The following is a 1,887-nucleotide window of genomic DNA, read 5'->3' as shown; positions in this document are numbered from 1 at the left end:
CCCCAGCTCGCCCTCCGCGATGGCGAGGCCTGGGTACCACGCCTCGCACGGATGGCGTCCGATGGTCTGCTGGTGCCGCCGGTTGTGGCTTCGGGGCTGTCGTGGCGTATGGAGGTCGGGCAGCGTGGTCGTCTGGACGGTGTGGGGCTGGTTCCGGAGGAGCCGCGTGGGTTGCGGGCCGGTGAGGTGCGGGTGGCGGTACGGGCCGCGGGGGTGAACTTCCGTGACGTGCGGAGTGTGCTGGACACCCGTCCCGGCGATGAGGGCCGCCTCGGTCATGAGGGTGCCGGTGTGGTGGTCGAGGTCTCCCCAGACGTGACCGGCCTGGTGGTCGGTGATCGGGTGATGGGTTTGCTGGACGGGGCGTTCGCTTCGACGGCGGTGAGCGATGCGCGGTTGTTGGCGCGGGTTCCGGAGGGGTGGACCTTCGAGCAGGCGGCGTCGGTGCCGGTCGTGTTCCTGACGGCTTACTACGCGTTGGTGGAGCGTGCCGGTCTGGGGGCGGGCGAGTCGGTGCTGGTCCATGCCGCCGGCGGTGTCGGCGTGGCTGCCGAGCAGGTGGCCCGGCATCTGGGCGTCGATGTGGTGGTGGACTCGCTCGCGGGTGAGTTCATGGACGCGTCGTTGCGGTTGGTACAGGGCGAGGTTGGCATCGACTGCTCCGCGCTCGACCTCATCGATGCGGGTCCGGAGCGGATCGCGCAGATGTGGGCGGTGCTGCTGGAGCTGTTCGAGCGGGGTGTGCTGCATCCGGTGCCGGTGACTGCTTATGACCTGGCCAGGGCTGCGGGGGCGTTGCGGCTGCTGGGGCGGGACGGGCATGCGGGGAAGGTGGTGCTGCGGGTGCCGTCGCCGTGGAGCGGCCAGGGCACGGTCCTGATCACCGGGGGAACAGGTGGTCTGGGCGCGGAGGTGGCCCGGCACCTGGTCACCCGGCAGGGGGTCGGGGACTTGCTGCTGGTCTCCCGGCGTGGGATCGAGGCGCCCGGTGCTGCCGAACTCGTGGCGGATCTGGAGGAGTTGGGTGCCCGCGTTGGGGTGCGGGCGTGTGATGTGTCCGACCGTGAGGCGCTGGCTGCCGTGCTGGACGGTGTTGAGCTGGGCGGTGTGGTGCATGCGGCGGGTGTCCTGGATGACGCCCTGGTCACCGATCTCACCCCGGAGCGGGTGGCCCGCGTATTGGCTGCCAAGGCTGAGTCGGCGCTGCATTTGCACGAGTTGACGGCTGATCGTGATCTGTCGGCGTTTGTGTTGTTCTCGTCGTTCGCGGGTGTGGTGGGCAATGCGGGTCAGGCGGCCTATTCGGCGGCGAACAATGTCCTGGACGCCCTGGCGCTGGCCCGTCGTGCTCAGGGTCTGCCGGCGGTGTCGCTGGCGTGGGGTATGTGGGAGGCCGGTATGGGGGGCCGGTTGGAGGGGGCGGACGTGGCGCGGTTGCGGCGCGGGGGTTTCCCGCCGTTGGCGGTGGATCAGGCGCTGGCGTTGCTGGATACGGCTCTGACCGTCAACGAGCCGACCGCTGTTCCCGCAGCACTGCGTACGTCTGCCATGGCGGACGGGAGTGGCCGGGTGCCGTTTGTGTTGCGGGATTTGGTGCCTGTGGTGGGGCGGCGTTGGGGGGTTGCGGCTTCGGGTGGCGGGGCTGGTGGTGGTGTGGTGGAGCGGTTGCGTTCTTTGGGTTCGGCGGAGCGGGAGCGGGTGCTGTTGGAGACGGTGCTGGCCGAGGTGGCGGGTGTGCTGGGGCATGCGTCGGCGGGGTCGGTGGATGCGTCGCGGGCGTTCAAGGAGCTGGGCTTCGACTCGCTGACGGCGGTGGATCTGCGGAACCGTCTGATGAACGTGACCGGGTTGCAGTTGCCCGCCACCCTCATCTTCGACCACCCCACC

2 protein-coding genes are annotated in these 1,887 nt (G+C 70.0%); one reads left to right on the top strand and one right to left on the bottom strand.

What is annotated here, in order from left to right; translation table 11 throughout:
• The coding region (locus tag AB0I77_RS53410) for a hypothetical protein (protein WP_363290307.1) at positions 1-279 on the bottom strand (279 nt) is incomplete at its 3' end.
• On the opposite strand from AB0I77_RS53410, the gene AB0I77_RS53405 reads away from it, so the two are divergent.
• On the top strand, positions 187-1,887 hold a 1,701-nt coding region (locus AB0I77_RS53405; RefSeq protein ID WP_363290306.1), incomplete at its 3' end, for a type I polyketide synthase. The two genes, AB0I77_RS53410 and AB0I77_RS53405, sit on opposite strands and share 93 nt — an antisense overlap.

Source organism: Streptomyces sp. NPDC050619 (genome assembly GCF_040654815.1).
GTDB lineage: Bacteria > Actinomycetota > Actinomycetes > Streptomycetales > Streptomycetaceae > Streptomyces.
Note: the sequence above shows the minus strand (reverse complement) of the source record. Positions and strands in the feature narration are given on the sequence as shown.